Consider the following 17,293-nt stretch of genomic DNA (forward strand, 5'->3'; position numbering starts at 1 on the left):
CAGCTAACTCTGTCAAATTATTCTCCGGGAGCTTTAAAACCGGCCGCTGCATCGTCGAGAACCAACACCCAGTCTAAATTTTCACCCGGTTGCGGCGGTACAAATGTACGAGTTCCTTCATTGGAAAAATTTCCGATTTTCTGAGCCTCTCCATTACGTGGATTATACCACCATGCGGTTACTTTTTTCCCGAAATAACATCCATCCTTACCGTAAACGGCCTGCCCACCGGAACATAAACCATAGCATAACGGCCGTTTTCATCTCGGGTAGCTACAAAACGATAACGTCCGGCACCGGGCACCGAGGTTTTTACCTTATCGGGTACAATTACCGAATCATCGGGAATACGCGTGAGAAAAGGCCTCGACTCCATCAACCGCCTGCCGAACTGCATCTGCCATGCACCCGGCTGATCAACGGCTTCGTACCACGGCATTAACGGAAAATTGATCGGATCACGATCCGGATGCCACATCTGCCAAACGGAATGATGTCCATAGGTATGTCCGAATGCACCGCCGAACAAGTCCCAGTAAAGCGGACGTCGAACATCGGCAGAAACAGAATGCCCGTTTTTTTCCGCATTGAATTCAATGGGATGATCTTCATAAAGCGGTTCACCATCCATTACCGGTTTTGCGGGCGTACGCTTATAATCTTTCAGCGTATTTTCATAACTTCCCGTGAAATTAGGCGTATGCCCGTTCTGACGCATGTTGAAATCGAGCCACTCTTCCTCGTGAAAATACTCGGCTGAACCATGTCCTCCCATCGGATGAAAAGTAATCAAATGAGCACCACCGTCGCCTTTGCGTAAACCCGAAGCCATAGCTCTGACGATTTCTCTGTGCTCATCCTTTTCAATGGGTCGGTCTCCGCCGAGAATCCAAATGATATTGGGAAAATCCTTATACCGTTTTCCGAGAATTTCCCCATAAACTGCCGCATTTCCCGGAGTGAAAATCTCGGGGCCGACGCCCCATTTCTTGTTCCATTTATCTCCCCAGGTGGGCAACAGGCCGATAAACAGGCCTTTTTCTTCCGCCTTGCGAATTACCCAATCCACATGACGAAAATAGGCTTCGTTGATCCGGGTGGGATCGTTGTCGATCAACGGCTTTTCGCCTTCGGCATTCGGTGTATTCAATCCGTCCAGTTCGGCCAAAACAACCGCCTGAATGACGGTAAACCCTTTTTCTCTCCGGTTTTCGAGATAGTTTTCGGTTTCCGCTTTATTCAGCCGGTGAAAAAGTTCCCATGCCGTATCACCCAAGTAAAAAAAGGGCGTGCCGTCTTCAAATACCAAAAACCGTCTGTTGTCGGATACCTTCAGCCTGCCATGAGAAAAATCGACAGATTTCCCCTTCCATTTCGTGTCTTGTGCCTGAAGTGTGAAAATTAAAAAGCCTGATAGCAGCAGTAATAAATTCGTTTTCATCGTGTTTGATTTTTTCCTTAATTTGCTCAAAAGTAGCTGTTAAGTCTATCAAGGTCGTTTTTGAAAAATTGGTCTTTTAACCGGTTTCGAATGTATAATTTTATTTTTAAATTCACAAGGATTTTATGGTTCTATGTGAAATACTGAGGATAATAAAAATTGAGTTTGCCTCATGAATTCCGGATGGCGCACTCATTTCCGAGTTTCCCCTCTTCCATTTCTTTCCCATTCCACATGGTCAATCAAATCATAACTGTCCCCGGATATCTTCCGAATAGCGCAAGTCCATATCCATTGTTCGAATGATACTATCGCCGTATTTGCGTCGTACTTGCGTCGTACTTGGTTCGAATCAACACTACACTCTTTGCCGCTGCAAATATTTACTTGTGCCCTAAATAGCGCAAGTTTCCGAACCGGTGCAGGAAAACGACTGCAGTTTTTGAACTGCTTTTTGCTCTACATCCAAGTTACGCCGTCGCTAAACTCGAACGAGTTGGAGGTGCCTTCAATTCTTTGCACCACTATCAATTATACATTATTTTCGGGAATGTTGTGTTGACCTTCTTTGTATTCTTTTTTAGCATCAAATTTACGGAAACCCGGAAAAACCGTTAGCGAAACTTGTTATGTGTTGAAGATAATGTTTTTACTTTTAGCCGTACAAATTCATATGAAACCATTCTTTTACACAATAAAAACCGTTTTTTCGAGTTATTTCAGTGAGGCTCTTGCTTCATACAGAAAACTTACGAATCGAAATTGAAAAGAAATTACCTGTTATTCGTTTCGAGCATCTTCTCTATCGTCCTGATTCTCGGCTGCTCTACGCAAAAAAATACTGCCGGGACAAGGGCTTATCACGATTTGACAACTCGATACAACGTTCTTTTCAACGCCCAACAATCTTACGACGAAACCTTGCAGGCTCTTTATAACAAAAGCATAGATAATTATACGGAACTGATTCCGATGTATCCCAATGAGGTGAAGGAAGAAAATCTGTCGGGAAGCGGGCCGTTTGATGCCGTAATCGAAAAAACAAAAAAAGCGATTCAGGAACACTCCATTTCCGTCAAACCTCGCCGTAATCCCGACAAACCACTCACTACAGAATATCGCGAATGGCTTCGTCAGGAAGAATTTAATCCGGCGCTCAAAGATGTATGGCTGCTGATGGGCAAAGCCCAAGTGCAAAACGGAAGTTACAGCGATGCACTCTCCACTTTTTCGCAAATCCTGCGAATGTACAAGAACGAAGACCGATTGATTTCCGAAACGCAAATCTGGATGCTACGCACCTATTCGGCGATGGGCCGGTTCTACGATGCCGAAAATATCGCTAATATTTTGTTGACCAAACCTCTGACAAAAGTACAAAATCAATTATTTAACGAAACATACGCTTATTATTTTCTCTGTCGTAAAAACTACGAATCGGCCATACCTTATCTTCGCCAAGCGATAAAATCGCAAAAAAACTTTTCACAAAAAATTCGGTTGCAGTTTTTGCTGGGTCAACTTTATGCCAAAATCGGTCTCGAAAGCGAGGCTTATCACACATTTGGCGAAGTCAAGGGATTGAAGACTCCACCCATTTATGCCATGCAGGCAACGATTTTTCAGACACGCGTGTCAAGTGGAAAAAATCGTCTGAAGGCGATTGGAGAATTGGAGAAAATGGCGAATAATTCACGTTTCGTGGGGGCAAACGATTCTCTTTATGTCACGTTGGGAGATTTTTATACAGCCCAAAACGACACGGCAAAAGCCAACCGGTTTTATGCCCGTACCGGGACCTCCCGAAAAACGATTTCTCCGGTCATTCCCGAACAAGACCTCCCCACACTTGCTTCTGACACAGCTCGAACTTCAGAAGAAGAATCCTTTACCGAGAGAGAAATGCTGGCAGCAGTGGCTCGTGCAAGAATTCTGCGTAGTTTTTCCGCCGGAAACGCAAAAATGACCATTGCCCAAACAACCGACAGCATTAATTTTTCAAACCATAAAAATGCGCCTTCACTTTTTCTGGCTCTTTTCGACAAAAACAGTTCCAATAAAAACAGTCTTTTGTTTGCCGTCGCCAATTTCAACTTTTCAACTTTTCAACTCCGCGAATTTCGATTGTCGTTTGTGAATCTGCCGCCTAAAGAAGCTTTACAGGTGAAAGGATTCGACACGTTCGACGAGGCAGTGGAATACGCTTCGATGATCCTTCAGGATAGTACGTTTATCGCCGAGTCATCCGGGGGAATTCAACCCCTGGTAATTACGGAAGAAAATATGAAAATACTTGCTTCCGGAAAAACAATTGCCGATTATCGGGCGTTCTACAAAACAAATTTCGGTGAAATTCCGGTAATGCCAAAAGCCGGTGTCGAGCCACCATTGCCGGATATCGTTAAGTTCGGCAAAAAATCGGAAGAAACACCTATTGCTAAAGAGGAAAAACCCGATTCGATTTCCGAATTTTTTCTTCTACCGATATCTACAAATACTGACAGCGTAACAACGACAGGCCTCGATTTGCTAATGCAACGGCAAGCCGAACTCGAACGCAAAGCTCAGGAAGCACTGCAACGAGAAAAACAGAACAATTCGGTCAAGGATCGAGAAAAATTGATCAAAGAACGCGAACGTGAACGTGAGAAACTCATCAAACAACGCGAAAAAGAGCGCAAGGAGATGATCAAGAAACGGGAACAAGAACTCAAAAAACGTCAAAAAGAGCTTGAAACTATGCGTAAACAGCGCGAAAAAGAACGCTTAAAACAACTCAAAAAATGAAAAAGATCGTATTCGCAACCAACAACAAGCATAAACTCGACGAAATTCGCAAGATTTCAGAAGGAAAACTCGAAATTCTGAGCCTCAACGATATCAATTGCCGGACTGATATTCCCGAAACCGGAACTACGCTGGAAGAAAATGCCCTGATCAAGGCTCGTTTCGTGAAAGATAATTTCGGTTACGATTGTTTTGCCGACGATACCGGCCTCGAAGTTAAAGCATTGGACGGTGCTCCCGGTGTTTACTCTGCTCGTTACGCCGGTGAGGATTGCAGAGCAGAAGATAATATCCGGAAACTGTTGACTAACCTCGAAGGCATAAGTGACAGACACGCCGCATTTCGAACGGTTATTGCCTTGTTGATCGGCGACGAACAATATTTCTTCGAAGGTGCCATTCACGGAAAAATTATCGACGAAAAGCGTGGAGAGAGTGGGTTTGGTTATGATCCCGTTTTCGTTCCCGACGGCTATGGGCAAACTTTTGCCGAATTAGGTGAAGATACCAAAAACAACATTAGTCATCGCGCCATTGCTACGACCAAACTCATTCGTTTTCTCCTGAAAATGGAATGAGTTGAAAGTTAAAGTCAGAAATGAGAAATGAGAAGTCAGAAAACTTAATGGCCCCTTCATTTCTTCATGTTCCAGAAAATATTTATTTTACCATTAAAAAATTCAGGTTATTAAGATTAGAAATAGCAGTAAGTCGGGAAGCAGAACAAAATAATCGGTATCGGTACACCATTAAATCCGTTAACCGGCATATTAATTGAAAATTTTTATGTAATTTTGAACATCTAATCCTTCAATACCATCAACTTATGTCATCAATCATTCGTACAGGCATTATCGGGTATGGACTTTCGGGGCGTGTTTTTCACGCACCCTTCATCGATGTGGTCGAGGGGTACGAACTCACCAAAATCAGCACATCCAAACCCGAAAACGTGAAACTCATCGAAGAACGCTATCCCGTTACGGCTGTCGTACCCGACGGAAGAGGCATCATTGAAGATCCCGAAATCGATTTAGTAATCGTTACTTCCCCCAATACCGAACATTTTCGTTGGGCACGCGAAGCACTCATTGCAGGAAAACACGTGGTAGTGGAAAAACCGTTCACCGTGAATGTGGCCGAAGCCGACGAACTGATTGAAATTGCACAACGGCAAGGAAAAATCCTCACCGTTTATCACAACCGCCGATTTACCAGCGATACAAAAACAGTGCGCAAAATCCTCGAAAGCGGCATTTTGGGTGAAATCGTCGATTACGAATCGCATTTCGATCGTTACCGCCCAAATCCCCGACCCGGTGGTGCCTGGCGCGAAGATCCTCTGCCCGGATCGGGTATTTTTTACGATCTTGGCTCTCACCTTATCGATCAGGCATTGTGGTTTTTCGGAATGCCTCTTGCGGTTACGGCCAACATCGATTCACAGCGTCCGTGGGCAAAAGCTGACGACCATTTCGATGTGCGTCTTCATTATCCATCGTTCACGGCGACACTCAAATCAGGCATGCTTTGCAAAATTCCCGGCCCAACGTACCTGATTCACGGACGTAACGGTTCGTTCGTCAAATACGGATTGGACGTTCAGGAAGTAACACTTGATGCGGGAGCCGTTCCACAAGGAAAAGACTGGGGACGCGAGCCCGAAAGCATTTGGGGAAATATCTGCGTTGATTACAAAGAGGTGAAGATCGAGGGGAAAGTAGAAAGTGAACAAGGCGATTATCGCGATTATTTTATCAATTTGCGTGACGCCATCAACGGAAAAACCAAAATTGCCGTAAAACCCGAAGAAGCGCGTAACGTGATCCAAATCATACAACTTGCCCTTCAGAGCAGCAGAGAAAAACGAACTATTTCAATTTAAAGGGTTTCTAAAGAAAGAAAATTGAAGCACCCACGATACTGATCACCGCTCCCACGACTTGTCGGACAGTGATTTTTTCGTGGAACATGACGGCCGAAGGAGCAATGATAAAAATAGGTACCAGCGCCATCAATGTCGCGGCCACTCCGGTATTGGCATGCTGAACGGCAAAAAGCGACAGGGCAACCCCAACAAACGGACCAAAAACCGTGCCTACCGTAAGTGATTTCATACTCTTCGCATCCTTCACCGCTCCGAAAATTCCTTTCCAGCGTTTCAAATAAGTTACCAACAATGCGAAACAACCAAAACCGAATAGGGCACGTATCTGAGTTGCAGCCATAGCATCATAGTCTCCAATACCTTTTTTGCTGAGCACCAAACCGACGGCTTGCCCCAATGCTCCGCCTAATGCGAAAAGAAAACCTTTTAGGGGAATATAGAGTTTGAAATGCCTGCCGGCAACAGCTATCATGATTCCCGAAACGCTTACCACAATCCCCACAATACTTTTTACGGAAAGTGTTTCGTGCAGAAAAAGCCACCCGATCAGTGCCGTGAGCATCGGGGCAAGACTCATCACCAGCTGCGCCGTTCGCGATCCTATGATGGTGTATGACTTAAACAGACAAAGATCGCCCAAAAAGAATCCGACGATTCCCGACAATCCCAACCAAAACCACTGATACGTAGTGGCATCGGCCGGGAAAAACATTCCTCGTGTGAAGAGCGTCGTCAATCCCAAAAAAGGAATCGCCAAGAAAAGTCGTAAAATATTGACCGAAAGCGAACCGATCCTTCGGCCTGCTTTTTCGAAGAAAAGTGCGCTCAACGTCCAACAAACGGCCGTGAGCAATCCGGCTATTTCGCCAATGTGCGACTGAAAAGGCATTTTTATCAACTGTTTTCCTGTCTCGGACGAGAATCGAAATTATTGTGAATAAAAGAATTGACGATGCTTTGTACATTTTTGACTCTCCTTATCAAAAAAAGAGCCAAAAGGCTCTGATTCGCAAATTTTTCATTCTCATAAAGGAAAGCCGTCAATCCGATTTTCAACGCTCCGTCTCTCGAGTATATTTGGTTGCAAAGGTACATTTTGTTTGTCAAATGTATTTTGTTTCGAAACTTTTATTTTTGAAGCGCTTCCACTAATTTTTTTGCGGCTTCATCTATCGATTTTTCGCTTGCCAACAGCGAAACAAACTTGCTGCCAATAATCGCGCCGGAGGCGTTTTCGCATGCGGCATCAAAGGTGGCCTTGTTGGAGATGCCAAAGCCGATCAGTCGCGGATGGCGCAGGTTCATGTTATTGACGCGACGAAAATATTCCAGATTCTTTTCTCCGAAAGCCTGCTTGGCACCGGTTACGGATGCCGACGAAACCATGTAGATAAATCCCGACGTATTTTCGTCGATCATGCGGATACGCTCTTCGGATGTTTCGGGTGTGATGAGCATGATGGTATGCAGCCCGTATTTGTCGGTTGTGGATTTGTACGATTTCGTGTATTCGGCAAACGGAAGATCAGGAATAATCAGCCCGTCGATACCGCATTCCGCCGCTTTGCGGCAATAGTTTTCGAACCCGAACTGCAAAATCGGGTTCAAATATCCCATCAATACCAGTGGGATAGAAATAGTTTGCCGTACGTTCGCCAATTGTTCGAAAAGCAATTTCACGCTGATGCCGTTACGCAAGGCTTGCGTACTCGACGACTGAATGACCGGCCCGTCAGCCAGCGGATCGCTAAAGGATACGCCAATTTCCACGAGGTCGATGCCGTTTTTTTGTAAGGCTTCCAGCACGGGAAGTGTATCATTCAATTTGGGATAACCTGCCGTAAAATAAACCGACAGTATGTTTTGTTTTTTTTGTTCGAAAAGTTGATCTATTCTGTTCATTTTCTTTTGATTTTGTCGATAAACGATTGTAATAAATGAATGTCTTTGTAGGCTGGTGACGTTTCGAAGCGGCTGTTCAGGTCGATGCCGATGCAGCGTTCGTGTACGAAAGCTTCCACCCTATCGGCATCGTCGGGCGAGATGCCGCCGCTTAGCAGAAAAGGTGTAGTACCTCGATATACTGAAAGAGAGCTCCAGTCGAATTTCTGCCCCGAACCTCCGGGCAACGGCGTTTTCGTGTCGAACAGAAAATAATCGCAAGCCCCTTCATAGAAGGACACTTCTTCAGTTGAAAACGTGTTTTGCACATTGATGGCTTTGATCACTTTCAATCCCTTGCTGCGAATGCGGCTGCAAAAATCGGGTGTTTCATGCCCGTGAAGCTGCACCATGTTGAGGCGAAACAGTTGGACGGTTTCCATAATCTGCTCCTCCGTTTCGTCCACGAAAACACCAACACGCTTGGCACGTTGCGGCAAATAATCGGGAAGTTCACCGACAAATCGAGGCGAAGTGCGATGAAAGACAAATCCCATCCAATCTACGCCGAGAGCTTCCACTTCGCGAATGTTTTCGGCATCACGCATGCCACATACTTTCACTATCATGATGCCTGTAACGATTGGATGAACTCGGCCAAACTTTCGCCAGGACTACCGTTTTTCATAAAATTCTCGCCGATGAGAAATCCGCGATAACCCACCTGTCGCAATTGCCGAACGGTTTGCGGATCGGAAATACCGCTTTCGGAGACCAGCACTGCATTTTTTGGCAGTAACTCGGCCATCTCGAACGATTTATCTACCGTAGTTACGAAACTTCCCAAATTGCGGTTATTTACGCCAATGAGGCTATGCTGAGGCATAATGTATTCGATTTCGCGTTCGTCGTGCAATTCGAGCAAAACGTCGAGCTCCAGTTGTCGGGCTATCTCGGTGAACCGTAGGCATTCGGCTTTGGTGATGGCTGCAGCTATCAGCAGAATGGCATTGGCACGATGCAGCTTTGCTTCGTAAATCTGATATTCGTCCACGATGAAGTCTTTGCGCAACACGGGGATGTTGCTTTCTTCGACCACAGCGTCGAGATCGGCAAGCGAACCTCCGAAAAACGCCTCGTCGGTGAGCACCGACAGCGCGGCTGCACCGTTTTGCCGATAGGATGTCGTAACCTCCCTCACATCCGCATCGCGGTGTATCCATCCTTTCGAAGGCGATTTGCGCTTAAACTCGGCAATGATGCCGAAGTCGTCTTTCGCAAGTGCTTCATGCAACGAGAGGGTTTTATACGTATTTCTTTCGATTTCCCTGTAAATCGAGTCGAGCGGGTATATCGCTTTTTGTGCGGCAACTTCCGCCCTCTTGTGTGCTACGATATCCGATAAAATATCTTTCATTCGGTTTGTCAACTATTTAGTTCGATGTATTGATTGAATGTCTTCAATGCCTTTTTGCCGTAAAGGGAATCGCGCGCGATATCGAGACATTCGTCTATGGATTTGTCCTGTTCGATGGTGCGAATGCCGAATGCGGCATTCACCAGCACAGCGTTCATTTGTGCTTCGGAGGCTTCGCATCGCAATACTAAATCGAAGATACGCGCTGCGTCTTCGGGCGTTTCGCCTCCCGATAATTCCGCTTGCGAAACACGCCTCAGTCCGAGATCTCCCGGTACGAAGAGCTGTTCGCCCCGATTCGATACGACCTTAAACTGACCGGTGAGCGAGATTTCGTCATATCCGTCGATGCTGTGAACGATGCTGAAATTTTTTTTACTCTCCTGATAGATGTAACTGAACAGTCGCATCATCGACAGATCATACACCCCGAGTACCTGATAGGGCGGTTGGGTGGGATTGACCAGCGGGCCCATGATGTTGAAAAAATTTCGCACGCCGAGGCTCTTGCGTACTCCGGCTACTGCCTTGAGCGCCGGACTGAAAAAAGGCGCATGCAAATATACGAAACCGCATTTTTCGATGGAACGTTTCAGTCGATCGGCATCGGTAGTGAATTTGGCGCCATGCAGTTCGAGAACGTTGCTGGCACCGCTGACCGATGTAGCGCCGTAATTGCCGTGTTTGGCCACCGGATATCCGGCTCCTGCAATCACGAAGGCGGCAAGCGTCGAAATGTTGAACGTGTTTTTGCCGTCACCTCCGGTTCCGACGATGTCGATAGGACGGTATTCGGACAAATCAATCGGGACGCGCATGTCGAGCAGCGCATCGCGAAATCCGAGAATTTCGTCCACCGAAATGCTGCGCATCAGGAAAGTGGTAAGGAGTGCCGAAATCTGCGCTTCGGGAACATTGCCCGAGACGATGTCGAACAATACCTGTTTCGCTTCGTCGCGAGTAAGGTATTGATAATCGAACAGTTTATAAAGTATCTCTTTCATGTGATATATATATCGTTTTGTTGCCGTCGCCGGCATGGGGTTAATGTTCTAAAAAGTTTTGAATGATCCGGATGCCGTCGGGCGTGAGCACCGATTCGGGATGAAACTGCACGCCGTGAACATCGAGTGAAGTGTGCTTCAACGCCATGATTCGGTTTTCGTCATCCACCGCCGTGATTTCGAGACGATCGGTCGGGAAGTCTTCATTCGAAACGATCCACGAATGATAGCGTCCGGCCTGAAATTGGTCGGGCAGCCTATCGAAAATATAATCGTTTGCCGTGATTTTGATGGCCGTTTGCACTCCGTGAAAGACGAAAGGAATGTTTTCGAGTTTAGCACCGAAAGCAAGACCGATGGCCTGATGTCCCAAACAAACGCCAAGCATGCTTTTGTGATCGGCATAACGCCGGATGAGCGGCAGGAGCAATCCGGCTTCTTCGGGCACGCCGGGGCCGGGCGACAGGATGATTTTGTCGTACTGTTCCACCGAATCCAGATCGAGGCGGTCATTGCGCACCACGTCCACATCGGCGAAGCCGAGCGATTTCACGGCATGCACCAGATTGTAGGTGAAAGAGTCGTAGTTGTCGAAAATAAGTACTTTTTTCATCGTTTCCAAATTATGCGTTGAACAAATTGGCTGCGCGATCGATAGCACTCTTCAAAGCGCCGAGCTTATTGTTGACTTCCTGCAACTCATACTCGTCGTTGCTCTGCGCCACAATCCCGGCCCCGGCCTGATACCATAGCTCGTTGTTGCGGCTGACAAAGGTTCGGATGGTGATGGCCTGATTGAGATCGCCGTTGAGTCCGACGAACCCGATGCAACCGCCATAAGCGCCGCGATTGTGTTTCTCGATTTCGGAAATGAGTTGCATGGCGCGCACTTTGGGTGCTCCCGATAATGTGCCGGCGGGGAAAGTATCGAAAAAAGCCTGAATGGAATTTGCCTCATCGTCGAGTGTACCGCTCACACGCGAAACCAAATGAATGACATGCGAGTAAAATTGAGGTTCCTTATAGAAATCAACCTTCACGTCGTGCGCATGGCGGCTCAGATCGTTTCGTGCCAAATCTACCAGCATCACATGTTCGGCATTTTCCTTGGGATCGTTGAGCAGAAAATCCAGGGCTTTCATGTCCTCTCTGTAATTTCCCGTTCGCTTTGTGGTGCCTGCAATCGGGTCGATGCTGATGTGCCTGCCCCTGATCTTGCAATGCGTTTCGGGCGAAGAGCCAAAGATGCGGTATCCGCCGAAATCAAAATAAAACAGATAGGGCGATGGATTGATGGAGCGCAATGCCCGATACACCTTGAAGTCGTCGCCCGAGTATCGCTGCACGAAACGCCGCGACAGCACAATTTGAAAAACATCACCCCGCAAGCAGTGCTGCACGCCACGACGTACGTTGGCTTTGAACTCTTCATCGGTCGTGGTGCTGTATTCCTTCCCTTCGGGGAAAAAATTGTAGGAGGCAAAGTTTCGCATGTTGATAAGCACCTCTACACGCTCGAGACGACTTTGTTCGTTGTCGCGCAACAATTCCATCAACACGATTTCGTCGGTGAAGTGATTGAATATCATGATGTATCGGTAGAGAATATACAACATGTCGGGAGCATCGTTCTGCTTCTCGATGCTTTCGCGGATAGCGATGTTTTCGGTATATTTCACACAATTGAAAGTTGTGTAACCGAACAAACCGCATGCGTTTTTGTCGGGGCCTTCCACTTCGATGTCGGCAATAAATCCGCTCAGCGCATCGGCAATAGTAAACGAATCGGTGAGCTGTTGTTCGTAACGGCTTCCGTCGGGATATTTCATCGTGCATACGCCTCGATTGACCTCCACGCTGGCAATCGGTTCCAGGCCGATGTACGATGTGCTGTTTTCGTTGGCATGAAAATCGGAACTTTCGAGCAAAGCCGATTGAGGAAACGTGTCGCGTATTTTCAGATAGATACTCACCGGGGTATGCAGGTCGGCCAATATTTTTTTTGTCTTGGTATGAAAAGTGTACTTCATCTTATTCGTTTTTAAAATTGATTTTCGTACTTGAAATAGGTTTCGAGATCTTTGTCCCCTCTTCCCGAAAGCGTCAGAACCACCACATCTCCGGGTTTGAAATCGACTTTTTCCAATGCCGCCAGCGCGTGTGCCGATTCCAGTGCGGGAATGATGCCTTCCCTGCGGGTCAGCTCGAAAGCTGCCCGAAGGGCTTCGTCGTCGTTGATGGGGAGCACTTGGGCACGATGTTGCGAAGCCAGATTGGCATGGATGGGTCCCACACCCGGATAATCGAGTCCGGCCGAAATGGAATACGGTTCGGTTATCTGTCCGTCTTCGGTTTGCATCAGCAGGGTTTTGCATCCATGCAGCACGCCGATCGTTCCCAATTGAATGGTGGCCGCCGAATAGCCGCTATCGACACCTTTCCCGCCCGCTTCGGCCAACACGATTTTTACCCGATCGTTGTCGAGATACTCGTAAATGGTGCCGGCTGCATTGCTTCCACCTCCAACACATGCGACCAAATAATCGGGATAGTCGCGTCCTTCTTTTTCTGTGAGCTGCACTTTTATTTCTTTACTGATTACCGATTGCAGTCGTGCGACCAAATCGGGATAGGGATGAGGACCGATGGTGGACCCGATGATGTAGTGCGTTTCTTCGGGATGACTGCACCAGTCGCGAATAGCTTCGTTCGTCGCATCCTTGAGCGTCATGTTGCCCGAGGTTACGGGAACGACGGTTGCGCCCAACATCTCCATTTTTTTCACGTTCACGGCCTGACGTTCGACGTCCGTTTTGCCCATATACACGGTGCAGGGCATTTGCATCAGTGCGCAAACGGTGGCGGCAGCCACGCCGTGCTGACCGGCGCCTGTTTCGGCAATGATGCGTGTTTTACCCATTTCGCGCGCAATCAGTATTTGTCCGATGGCATTGTTGATTTTGTGCGCACCGGTATGATTCAGATCTTCGCGCTTGAGGTAGATTTTGCATCCGAAACGCTCGGAAAGTTGTTGCGAGAGATAGAGCGGCGAAGGTCTGCCTACGTAGTCGCGCAACAATTGTTCGAATTCGCGTTTGAACTTTTCGCTTTCGAGTATGCGCAGATAGGAATTTTCCAAATCGTTCACGCATTTGTAGAGAATTTCGGGTACGAATGCTCCCCCAAATTCACCATAATACCCATTACTGTCAACTGAAAATTTTTGCATGTTATGTGTTCTTTAATCTGTATGTGCCCATTTAACGAAAAAAGCCCGTCGCAGGTGCGACAGGCTATCTTTTATTTTTATTCCGTTGTATCACGTTAAGACATGGCTGCTTTCCCTTACGACTGCATGAGTTGTAAGTGGCGCCACCAATATCCGTTTGTGAATGATAAATTCATTTTCCTTTTATTTGTTTGCAAAGGAAAATAATTTGGAAATAAAATGCAACTTATTTTTCGATTTTAACATAAACAAGATGAATATTCCACTTTTTGGTTCGATAATTTGTAGATTTATTGATGAGAAAATGAATTTCTGACCGTATGGAATGGGGGTTGGGGATTAGAGGCTGACGGTTGGTGTCATGTCCTGAAAATAATGGATAATTGTGAATTGAAAATTAGGAGAAGTGGGGAAATGGGAATTGATTTGAGGATTTATTGATTTACTGATGAGAGGATTGGGAGTTGTAGATTTGTTCCCGACTCGTTCATGTTACGCTATCGCTAATTCTTTCATTCAGAAATCACTTCCGACTTCTTCATCCTCACATTTCATTCTCATTGTTCAATAATTTACAATTTTGGAATTTAACTCCAAAATTGTAAATTTGAGGCATGATATATCGAGAAGCCGAAAAAGAATTACAATTGCTTTCTGCGCAGTTCAAGGCGGTAGCAGTTACCGGCCCACGGCAGTCGGGCAAGACTACTTTAGTAAAAAAAGTATTTAAAGAAAAAGCGTATGTCAATCTCGAGAATCCCGACCTACGCCAATTTGCGAGGGAAGATCCCAGAGGATTTCTCTCCAATTATCCCGACGGCGCCATATTGGATGAAGTGCAACGTGTACCGGAATTATTTTCGTATCTACAACAAATATTGGACGAGAAGGAACAAAACGGATTGTTCATTCTGACCGGTTCCAACAATTTCCTCCTAAATAGCAACATTTCGCAAAGTCTTGCCGGGAGGGTTGGTTATTTGTTTTTGCTGCCCTTGGATATTGGCGAAATCAATCCCGGAGCGAACATGAGTAATCAGTTGATTTTTAAAGGCGGGTATCCCGAAATTTATCAGAAAGATATCGACCCGAAAAAATACTATGACAATTATATCCGTACGTATGTTGAAAGAGATGTACGGCTATTGAAAAATATAACGGATCTCTATACGTTCGAACGTTTTTTGCGTTTGTGTGCCGGGCGCACCGGACAATTGCTGAACATGAGCAGTCTGGCTGCCGATGTCGGAGTGGATGTCAAAACGATTGGTTCGTGGTTGGGGGTACTCGAAGCAAGTTTCATTGCATTTCGATTGTATCCCTATCACGAAAATTACAACAAACGGATCGTGAAGATGCCGAAACTTTATTTTTATGACACCGGACTTGCTTCGGCTCTGATGGGAATTGAAGATGTTTCGCAACTGACCATCCACCCGCTAAGAGGCGGTTTGTTTGAGAATCTGGTAGTTGTCGATTTTTTAAAACGGCTATACAACAACGGAAAGCAGAACAACCTTTATTTTTGGCGCGACAATATCGGGAATGAAGTAGATTTGCTGATCAAAAAAGGGGCAAACCGATATCCTGTCGAAATCAAATCGGCCCAAACGATTTCGGATGAGTTTTTTAAGGGCATCCGTTATTGGAACAAACTCACAAACACAGAAGGCGGTTATTTGGTATATGCCGGAGATATGCTCCAAAAAAGAAGTGGAGAAATCAACATCGTACCTGTCCATTTGTTAAATACGATCGAAATATAGCGCACTTCAAAAGATATGATGCAAAATAGAATATGCCGCATTCTTCATATTGAGGGCTTTTCTGCAATCAAAATAAACTGTTCGTAATCGGATAATTTGCCGGGAATTTTTTCCTGTCGCAGTACGTTGTAGGTTTCGACGTGCAGCACCCGAAAACCTGCTTTCTCGAATTGTGCGGACAGTTCGTCGGTATCGAACCCCTTGTGAGGAACGGGATCGAAGCGATGAAACGAGCCGTCTTCGCTGCGAATGTCGCCGATGGCAATTTTTGCGCCGGGCGTGGTGACAGCAAACAGATGTTCGAGCGTTTTCGGGATATCCTCGATGTGATGGAAGGCCATGTTCGAAAACACGAAATCGATATCCGCAGAGCGATATTTACTGATTTCGCCATGCAAAATCTCGACAGGAGCATTGTCGTCGATTTTCGAACGCAACACCTTCAACATTTCCTCCGAAGTATCTTCGAAGACGATGCTGCGCACGCGCGGAAGCAGTTGCAATCCCACCAATCCCGTGCCGGCGCCTATTTCCAACGCTTTCCAATGAGGTTGCGGTTCGATATGCTTTAGCAGCGCCTGCACGAAATTGTCGGCCATTTCAATTTTTGCGGGCTTGTCCCATTCGGCAGCCCGATCGGCAAAGTAGTCGGTCATCTTCGATTTTTTTTGACAACTAAACGGCGTTCGGTTGTATTTTGTTCATTCGGGCAAAAGCTCATCGAATGGGAGACGCGAATGCTGCTTTGTAATGACGATGCAGGAAGTGTGATTAACTAAGCGTGTTCTATGATATTGTAATTCATTTTTCTGTTTTTTGCAAATTTAATGCGATAGTTGAGTAATAGTTGAGTGGGAGGAGAGTGGGAGGAGAGTGGGAGTTGGGTCGGAGCTATGCAAAAGTTGTGTTCTCGGATTTTTTATAAGATGTTGATTTTCATTAGTTATTTAACTGAATAGGTGATTTTTTGGTCATGAATGACGAATTTATCGATTTGTCAGTTAATATTTTTATATTAGCCCTCAAAAAAACCGAGCAGTAAAAAATAAAAGTTATTTTTACAACTGCTATGGAAAAGAGAAAGAATATTACATCGAAAATCAAGGTTGAAATAGTTTTATCCTTGTTACGTGGAGAGGATCCTGAGTTAGTTAGCCGTGAATACGGAGTTACTCTGGCCGACATCAATCTTTGGCGGGATCAATTTATAGAGAGTGGCGCTGACGGGTTTAAGCGAAAGCCCGATGATTCAAAGCTCATTGCTGCCGAGCGTAAGATCGGGCAATTGCAGATGGAGCTTGAACTTACAAAAAAAAAGAACGAATTGGCAGCAAAACTAAAAAGGAGATGATTTCTATTTTGATAAATGAACGTTATCCACTAACAGGGAAGCCATATCCGAAACGTTTGATTTTTAAAGTTGTCGGTTACAGCAGCAGTACCTGGTATGAAAACCCTACTCCCAAAACAGGCAAGCGTGGCAGAAAACCCAAACACAGTGATGAAGAGGTTTTACAGGAGATTAAAAAAGAAATCAAGAAGAGTAAGTTTAACTCTGAAGGCTATATCAAAGTGAAGAATCGCATGGCAAAAAGAAAGATAAACGCTCTGGTAGCGGGCAAGGCACGTGTGAACCGCATCATGCGGGAAAACAGCCTGCTGAGCCCCTACAGAAGGCCCGGGAAGACGAATAAGCGTGAACACGATGGGACTATAACCACGGATGCACCCAATGTAATGTGGGCTACAGATGGAAAGAAGTTCTGGATTGAGGGATCGGGTTGGCACTGGTTCTTTGGTGTAATAGATCACTTTAACGATGAGATTATCTCGTGGCATATCGCAAAGAAAGGTAATCGTTTTGCAGCCATGCAACCGGT

15 protein-coding genes and 1 pseudogene are annotated in these 17,293 nt (G+C 45.9%); 6 read left to right on the forward strand and 10 right to left on the reverse strand.

Annotated features, from left to right (window positions below; translation table 11 throughout):
- Positions 1-17: 17 nt before the first annotated feature.
- A pseudogene (locus tag EJN84_RS11565) lies at positions 18-1,441 on the reverse strand (glycoside hydrolase family 140 protein).
- A 762-nt stretch (positions 1,442-2,203) separates the two neighbouring features.
- Between EJN84_RS11565 and porW the strand changes: the two are divergent.
- The 3 genes from porW (at position 2,204) to EJN84_RS11580 (ending at position 6,113) form a co-directional block, all read left to right on the forward strand.
- Positions 2,204-4,228, forward strand: a complete 2,025-nt coding sequence (gene porW / locus EJN84_RS11570) for a type IX secretion system periplasmic lipoprotein PorW/SprE (protein ID WP_129595572.1) — start codon at positions 2,204-2,206, stop codon at positions 4,226-4,228.
- Complete coding sequence (locus EJN84_RS11575) at positions 4,225-4,806, forward strand: non-canonical purine NTP diphosphatase (protein ID WP_129595573.1); 582 nt, start codon at positions 4,225-4,227, stop codon at positions 4,804-4,806. The genes porW and EJN84_RS11575 overlap by 4 nt, the downstream gene beginning before the upstream one ends.
- A gap of 248 nt (positions 4,807-5,054) precedes the next feature.
- Positions 5,055-6,113, forward strand: coding sequence for an oxidoreductase (locus tag EJN84_RS11580; RefSeq protein WP_129595574.1), 1,059 nt, complete (start codon positions 5,055-5,057; stop codon positions 6,111-6,113).
- A gap of 7 nt (positions 6,114-6,120) precedes the next feature.
- Here the strand turns inward: EJN84_RS11580 and EJN84_RS11585 are convergent, their stop codons facing one another.
- From EJN84_RS11585 to trpB, 8 genes are all read right to left on the reverse strand, one after another.
- The gene (locus EJN84_RS11585; protein WP_129595575.1) at positions 6,121-7,005 is read right to left on the reverse strand and encodes a DMT family transporter; all 885 of its coding nucleotides are present in this window, start codon (positions 7,003-7,005) and stop codon (positions 6,121-6,123) included.
- Between the two features lie 239 nt (positions 7,006-7,244).
- A complete protein-coding gene (trpA, locus tag EJN84_RS11590; protein ID WP_129595576.1) occupies positions 7,245-8,018 on the reverse strand; it encodes a tryptophan synthase subunit alpha in 774 nt (257 codons plus the stop codon).
- Entirely contained in the window at positions 8,015-8,626 is a 612-nt protein-coding gene (locus EJN84_RS11595) for a phosphoribosylanthranilate isomerase (RefSeq protein ID WP_129595577.1), read from the reverse strand. Before EJN84_RS11595 ends, trpA begins: the two co-directional genes overlap by 4 nt.
- A complete protein-coding gene (trpC, locus tag EJN84_RS11600) occupies positions 8,623-9,414 on the reverse strand; it encodes an indole-3-glycerol phosphate synthase TrpC (RefSeq protein WP_129595578.1) in 792 nt (263 codons plus the stop codon). The genes EJN84_RS11595 and trpC overlap by 4 nt, the downstream gene beginning before the upstream one ends.
- An 8-nt stretch (positions 9,415-9,422) precedes the next feature.
- Positions 9,423-10,418, reverse strand: a complete 996-nt coding sequence (gene trpD / locus EJN84_RS11605) for an anthranilate phosphoribosyltransferase (RefSeq protein ID WP_129595579.1) — start codon at positions 10,416-10,418, stop codon at positions 9,423-9,425.
- Between the two features lie 40 nt (positions 10,419-10,458).
- Positions 10,459-11,031, reverse strand: coding sequence for an anthranilate synthase component II (locus EJN84_RS11610; RefSeq protein WP_129595580.1), 573 nt, complete (start codon positions 11,029-11,031; stop codon positions 10,459-10,461).
- A 10-nt stretch (positions 11,032-11,041) separates the two neighbouring features.
- Positions 11,042-12,448 carry an anthranilate synthase component I family protein gene (locus EJN84_RS11615; RefSeq protein WP_129595581.1) on the reverse strand — a complete coding sequence of 469 codons (1,407 nt, stop codon included), beginning with the start codon at positions 12,446-12,448 and terminating at the stop codon, positions 11,042-11,044.
- An 11-nt stretch (positions 12,449-12,459) separates the two neighbouring features.
- Entirely contained in the window at positions 12,460-13,647 is a 1,188-nt protein-coding gene (gene trpB / locus EJN84_RS11620) for a tryptophan synthase subunit beta (protein WP_129595582.1), read from the reverse strand.
- Between the two features lie 614 nt (positions 13,648-14,261).
- Between trpB and EJN84_RS11625 the strand changes: the two genes are divergently transcribed.
- A complete protein-coding gene (locus EJN84_RS11625; RefSeq protein WP_129595583.1) occupies positions 14,262-15,413 on the forward strand; it encodes an ATP-binding protein in 1,152 nt (383 codons plus the stop codon).
- Positions 15,414-15,457: 44 nt separating this feature from the next.
- Here the strand turns inward: EJN84_RS11625 and EJN84_RS11630 are convergent, their stop codons facing one another.
- A complete protein-coding gene (locus tag EJN84_RS11630) occupies positions 15,458-16,069 on the reverse strand; it encodes a class I SAM-dependent methyltransferase (RefSeq protein ID WP_129595584.1) in 612 nt (203 codons plus the stop codon).
- A 413-nt stretch (positions 16,070-16,482) separates the two neighbouring features.
- Between EJN84_RS11630 and EJN84_RS11635 the strand changes: the two genes are divergently transcribed.
- Positions 16,483-16,764, forward strand: a complete 282-nt coding sequence (locus EJN84_RS11635) for a hypothetical protein (RefSeq protein WP_129595095.1) — start codon at positions 16,483-16,485, stop codon at positions 16,762-16,764.
- The coding region (locus EJN84_RS11640; protein WP_394343096.1) for a hypothetical protein at positions 16,761-17,293 on the forward strand (533 nt) is incomplete at its 3' end. The genes EJN84_RS11635 and EJN84_RS11640, both read left to right, overlap by 4 nt.

Origin of the sequence: Seramator thermalis, from assembly GCF_004138125.1 — a bacterium.
GTDB lineage: Bacteria > Bacteroidota > Bacteroidia > Bacteroidales > Dysgonomonadaceae > Seramator > Seramator thermalis.

Excerpts from the sequence above, each read along its gene's own strand:
- EJN84_RS11575 (WP_129595573.1), top strand. The coding sequence starts at position 4,225 with ATGAAAAAGATCGTATTCGCAACCAACAACAAGCATAAACTCGACGAA.
- EJN84_RS11580 (WP_129595574.1), top strand. The coding sequence starts at position 5,055 with ATGTCATCAATCATTCGTACAGGCATTATCGGGTATGGACTTTCGGGG.
- EJN84_RS11585 (WP_129595575.1), bottom strand. The coding sequence starts at position 7,005 with ATGCCTTTTCAGTCGCACATTGGCGAAATAGCCGGATTGCTCACGGCC.
- trpA (WP_129595576.1), bottom strand. The coding sequence starts at position 8,018 with ATGAACAGAATAGATCAACTTTTCGAACAAAAAAAACAAAACATACTG.
- EJN84_RS11595 (WP_129595577.1), bottom strand. The coding sequence starts at position 8,626 with ATGATAGTGAAAGTATGTGGCATGCGTGATGCCGAAAACATTCGCGAA.
- trpC (WP_129595578.1), bottom strand. The coding sequence starts at position 9,414 with ATGAAAGATATTTTATCGGATATCGTAGCACACAAGAGGGCGGAAGTT.
- trpD (WP_129595579.1), bottom strand. The coding sequence starts at position 10,418 with ATGAAAGAGATACTTTATAAACTGTTCGATTATCAATACCTTACTCGC.
- EJN84_RS11610 (WP_129595580.1), bottom strand. The coding sequence starts at position 11,031 with ATGAAAAAAGTACTTATTTTCGACAACTACGACTCTTTCACCTACAAT.
- EJN84_RS11615 (WP_129595581.1), bottom strand. The coding sequence starts at position 12,448 with ATGAAGTACACTTTTCATACCAAGACAAAAAAAATATTGGCCGACCTG.
- trpB (WP_129595582.1), bottom strand. The coding sequence starts at position 13,647 with ATGCAAAAATTTTCAGTTGACAGTAATGGGTATTATGGTGAATTTGGG.
- EJN84_RS11625 (WP_129595583.1), top strand. The coding sequence starts at position 14,262 with ATGATATATCGAGAAGCCGAAAAAGAATTACAATTGCTTTCTGCGCAG.
- EJN84_RS11630 (WP_129595584.1), bottom strand. The coding sequence starts at position 16,069 with ATGACCGACTACTTTGCCGATCGGGCTGCCGAATGGGACAAGCCCGCA.
- EJN84_RS11635 (WP_129595095.1), top strand. The coding sequence starts at position 16,483 with ATGGAAAAGAGAAAGAATATTACATCGAAAATCAAGGTTGAAATAGTT.